The 4,696-nt window shown below is 43.3% G+C and carries 4 protein-coding genes and 1 pseudogene; 3 read left to right on the forward strand and 2 right to left on the reverse strand.

The window, feature by feature from the left end:
* Positions 1 to 218 (forward strand): annotated as a pseudogene (locus tag EWV84_RS13780) (hypothetical protein); the annotation flags it as partial.
* Positions 219 to 454: 236 nt separating this feature from the next.
* Positions 455 to 898: a molybdenum cofactor biosynthesis protein MoaE gene (locus EWV84_RS13785; protein WP_286824250.1), complete on the forward strand. Its 444-nt coding sequence runs from the start codon at positions 455 to 457 to the stop codon at positions 896 to 898.
* A 2-nt stretch (positions 899 to 900) separates the two neighbouring features.
* Here the strand turns inward: EWV84_RS13785 and EWV84_RS13790 are convergent, their stop codons facing one another.
* Together EWV84_RS13790 and EWV84_RS13795 are read right to left on the reverse strand one after the other, a co-directional pair.
* Positions 901 to 1,974, reverse strand: coding sequence for an AOC03_06830 family ribosome hibernation factor (locus EWV84_RS13790; protein WP_287078434.1), 1,074 nt, complete (start codon positions 1,972 to 1,974; stop codon positions 901 to 903).
* Between the two features lie 365 nt (positions 1,975 to 2,339).
* A complete protein-coding gene (locus tag EWV84_RS13795) occupies positions 2,340 to 3,902 on the reverse strand; it encodes a B12-binding domain-containing radical SAM protein (protein ID WP_287078435.1) in 1,563 nt (520 codons plus the stop codon).
* A gap of 258 nt (positions 3,903 to 4,160) precedes the next feature.
* Here EWV84_RS13795 and EWV84_RS13800 point away from each other — a divergent pair, with 258 nt between their 5' ends.
* Positions 4,161 to 4,322: a CAB/ELIP/HLIP family chlorophyll-binding protein gene (locus EWV84_RS13800; protein WP_487353236.1), complete on the forward strand. Its 162-nt coding sequence runs from the start codon at positions 4,161 to 4,163 to the stop codon at positions 4,320 to 4,322.
* Positions 4,323 to 4,696 lie beyond the last annotated feature (374 nt).

The raw sequence follows: 4,696 nt of genomic DNA on the forward strand, positions 1-4,696 counted from the left end.
CTAAAGGTGGTAAACGACGTAAATATGGTGGCTCTACCACAAGACATGGGTTCCGTAAAGGAGATTTAGTTTCTTCTCCCAAAGGAATTGGTTATGTTAGTGGAGATACCGAAAAACAGTTATCTGTAAGCGATACCAATGGTCAACGATTGGGACAGATAGCCGTTAGCAAGATTCAGTTAATTCGTCGTTCTAACGGTTTAATTGTTTCTCACTAATTCATATAAAGCCGCCCTCCGCTATCGCTAAAGGGCGGGGTTTCAGACCCAGTTTTTCGATGAAAAAATAGAAACATCTCTTGACTCCAAAAAAGCGATAGCTATGTTGTTAAGGAAGGCAGTAGTCAGGAGATTATTTTATTTATTCCCCCCACTTCCTAATTCATAATTCCTAATTCCCACACCCTACACCCCACTCCCTACACCCTTCTCCCCACTCCCCGATCGCCTCATCCATGACTCAAGATAGTTTTCGCATCAGTTTTGCTCCCTTATCTTTGCAGGAAGTATATCAATTAGCCGATGATGGGGCTAATGGTGCTATTGTACTAATGAGTGGTACGGTACGGGAGCAAACCGACGGTAAACCGGTTATTTATCTTGATTATCAGGCCTACGAACCCATGGCAATCGAGGTTTTCCGGCAAATTGCCGGGCAAATTCGGCAAACCTGGCCCGATACCAATCGAGTTGTCATTCACCATCGCACCGGTAAGCTACAAATCGGCGAAATTAGCGTCCTAGTAGCGGTGGGTTGTCCCCATCGGGGGGAAGCTTTCGCAGCCTGTCGTTATGCTATTGATACTCTCAAGCATAATGCCCCCATCTGGAAAAAAGAATACTGGTCTGATGGTTCTAGTCAATGGGTTAGTATTGGCGCTTGTGAAACAGCGCCTTAGCTCTAATAACGCAAAATTAAGGCAATTTTTTGGTAATCGTTCAAGGAATCTTCATCGACTAAAGCTACACGTCCTCCCTTGGCCAATACCGCTTCGATAATTTCATCCACTGCATCATCGATTACCTCCGTACCACCGACGTTTTCCACCAGTATCAAATCACCGTTTTCGCTTAAAACTGCGGGTACATGGTAATTTTTCTCCACTAATAACAATTGTCCTCGACCTTCCTGCGCTAAACGCCACACTTCTCCCAGGGTAGAGATAACTTTTTGAGCGCTGACTGCCGCATCCAAAGCTTGCAGGGCTTCAGTTTTTTGAGTCTGACGCACTGAATGCATAATCGGCAATACTTGCGGAATTAATTCTGGCAGTGAGGTTTTATCAAAATTGCCGGTTAAAGTGCCAACAATTGCTGATGTGTACTGTGAAACTTCTTGAAAGAAGGAAATTTGACGAACCACTCCACCCACAATCAAAGGGGAAGAATCATCAATGTATTCACCCAGAGCTTTATCTACCTGTTGGAAAAATCGCCGGATTCTATCATCTAGATAACTGGTATCGGCATCAAAGGGCAGTGGTGCGGTGGCCCCCGGTCCGGTCATTTCTAAGGGAAAATTTTGATCGCAAATTTCTTCGAGAGTTTCTCCTGTAGCTGAGATTAAACGAGTAGAACCCTGACTTAATAGTAACAGCCAATAGGGTTGTTCTCGATGTAATCCATAAACTAAATCCCGTGTGGCAAAGGTTTTATCGATGACAACTCTTGCCTGGACAGAAAAAGGCAAGTTATAAAGCTTGGCAATATCCGGACCAATATAGAGAGCTAATCCATCTAGAGTATAAGGATAATCTATTTCAGCCACTAGACTATCGAGGCGATCGAACAAAGGTTCGATTTCACGTTTAGAGAATTCTTCCGATAATCGGCGCTTTGCTTCATCGACCAAATTTTTAACGAGAATAGGGTCTTGTTTGTTATCCGGTGAGGTGCGATGGGTGGGTAAGAGAATGGAAAGGGCGGGTATTTGAGTTAGGGATTGTAGTTTCTTAAGTTCTTGACGAGTAATCATTGATTTTAGCTTGATTGATAGGGTTAAGGCGCTAAAAATACTGGCTTTATCCAGATTTTCTCGATTTATTCAGTATTCCAGCTAACATTTTAGGGAAAAAATGTAATTATATCTAGAAAATTAAGAATTTATACTGAATTGCTTTGGCAGAGATTGAGGGAATTTTTAACCGGAAAATAGGAATATTAAGGACTTAAGCAAAATTAATTACACATTTCGATAAAGCTTTTGCATGAGTGCCTTTTGCATGAGTGCCTATCCTAACCAAGAAATTAATTTTGCACGACTACTGATTGATTTATCGATCGTCCACCATCAGGACAGAAAATATTAAGGATGGGTTTATTTACCCATCCTCGGAATAATTAGGCCGCTATGGCTGTTTTTTCTGCTGTTAATGCCTCTTGTCGTTGAAATTCGGCTAATTGTGCCATAATTTCATCCCGGACAATCTGACGGTATTCCAGGAAATGCTCGTTGTGGGCGCAGACAGTGATATAGTGTTCGGCATTGGCGGGATTATGGCGCAAAATACCGAATAAATTCTGCCAGAATTTCCAGCGAGTGGAACGTTTAAAGCCCTGTCGCCAGATAATTACCGCTAGGGCATAGATATCAGCCCGGCGAGGCAGTTTAAAGGCAGGTTTAGCTTTAGGTGCCCCTAATTTCAGGAAACAGCGATAGGTGCGATCGAGAAATACCTCCGGATCGTACAATTTCCAGAAGGCTTCAATATATTCTGTGGCAATATCTTCGATCGGCCGGGTGGGAACGAAATTCATTAGGGTACTTTGGTTAATGTCCTGTTTCCCCGTTAATCGTAGTCGTCCTTCTTTTTCCAAGCGAGTCCATAGGGCGGTATTGGGTAAAGCTTGTAACATTCCGAATAGAGCCGTGGGAATGGCCGCTTCTTCGACAAAATTAATAATGCGATCGGCCGCACCTTTTTTCTCGCCATCAAAACCGATGATAAATCCCGCCATAGGGCGCAATCCAGCTTTAATAATCTTTTCTACCGTCTCGGTTAACGAACTACGGGTATTTTGGAATTTTTTGGTTAATTGTAAACTTTCTTCGTCGGGGGTTTCAATACCTAAAAAGACCGCATCAAAATAACAATCAACCATCATTTCCATTAATTCGAGATCCGCGGCCAAATCCACCGATGCTTCCGTGTTAAACCGGAAAGGATACTGGTGTTCTTCTTGCCAAACCTTTAATTCTTTGAGGAGTAATTTAACGTTGCGCTTGTTGCCAATAAAATTATCATCCACCATGAACACGCCCCGGCGCCAACCTAACTCGTAGAGATAATCTAATTCTTTTAATAATTGTGCGGGGGTTTTGGTGCGGGGTTTACGACCGTAGAGAACGATAATATCGCAAAATTCGCACTGGAAGGGACATCCGCGCGAGAATTGTACCGACATGGAATCATAAGCTTCAAAATCGAGCAGATCGTAGCGTGGGATCGGGGTAATTGTCACATCGGGTTTTTCTGTGGTGCGGAAAACACCTTTGGTTTCTCCTTTTGCCAATGCTTCCACAAACATCGGGATGGTGATTTCTCCCTCATCGAGAATCAGAAAATCGGCCTCGGCCACTTCGTGGGGGATAGAAGTGGGATAGGGACCACCCACGGCCACCAGTTTACCCCGTTGCTTGGCTTCGTGAATTTGCTCGATTAAATCTTGACGTTGGACAATCATGCCGGAAAGAATGACTATTTCGGCCCAGTCCCATTCTGCTTCTGTCACCGCCCGAATATTGCGATCGACCAGTTTAAATTCCCATTCCTGCGGTAAAATTGCCGCCACCGTCACCATACCAAGGGGAGGAAGTAAGACTTTGCGATCGACTAATTCCAGAATTTTGTTATAAGACCAGAAAGTCGGCGGAAAAACGGGATAAATCAGTAAGGCGCGCATATTCACTCCTCGCTCGATGGCGATCGATTCTTGACCTTTCGCTTGATTGTAATCTTTTTCGGTCAGGGATGGGAAAACCGTTATTTAGCCCTAGAACTAAGATCAGGCTTGATTTTCGGCCGCCATTGCCCACCCTTGACCCTGCCCCCATAAAAGTTTATGGTCAACATTAATAAAATTTATGTAAATAAATGTTGCATAGTTTGGGAAGTTATGTTACATTTAATATCAAGCACTTGAATCAAACGCAATTTTATTATAGGAAGGCAATTCACCATGGATAAGCAAGAAAACAAACTCGGCTTCACCGCTTTCGCTGAAAACTGGAATGGTCGTTTAGCCATGCTCGGTTTCGTTATTGGCGTAGCTACGGAATACTTAACCCACAAAGGCATCCTTGCTCAATTAGGCTTAATGTAATTTCAGCCTCGATTGCTGTGCATCTACAATCGTCTTGAATAAATTATCAAAAAAGGGGGGGAGCATAGCTCTTTCCCTACTTTAGTTGCAGGCAGGCTGGGGATTGGGGACTGAGGATCGTCGGAGCAGGGAGAAACAATCCATACTTGGCAGTTAATCACACTATTAAAAACGGATTTGGTATTGTTGCCAGTTAAAATTAAAAATGCCCTTAAGCGATCGCATCTTGGGGGTAGATGATGTACCGGAAAATCCCTTACCGAAATTTTGGGTTAAAGCCCCGTCCTTTTAGGACGGCTTTTTAAACTATAGCTTGTTAACTTAACTTTTATTGTGCTATACTGATTTTATCTAAGTACCCCCTGCGTAAAATG

Origin of the sequence: Microcystis sp. M_QC_C_20170808_M3Col, from assembly GCF_007095505.1 — a bacterium.
Taxonomy (GTDB): domain Bacteria; phylum Cyanobacteriota; class Cyanobacteriia; order Cyanobacteriales; family Microcystaceae; genus Microcystis.

Coding starts and splice junctions, on each gene's coding strand:
- EWV84_RS13785 (WP_286824250.1), top strand. CDS start 455: ATGACTCAAGATAGTTTTCGCATCAGTTTTGCTCCCTTATCTTTGCAG.
- EWV84_RS13790 (WP_287078434.1), bottom strand. CDS start 1,974: ATGATTACTCGTCAAGAACTTAAGAAACTACAATCCCTAACTCAAATA.
- EWV84_RS13795 (WP_287078435.1), bottom strand. CDS start 3,902: ATGCGCGCCTTACTGATTTATCCCGTTTTTCCGCCGACTTTCTGGTCT.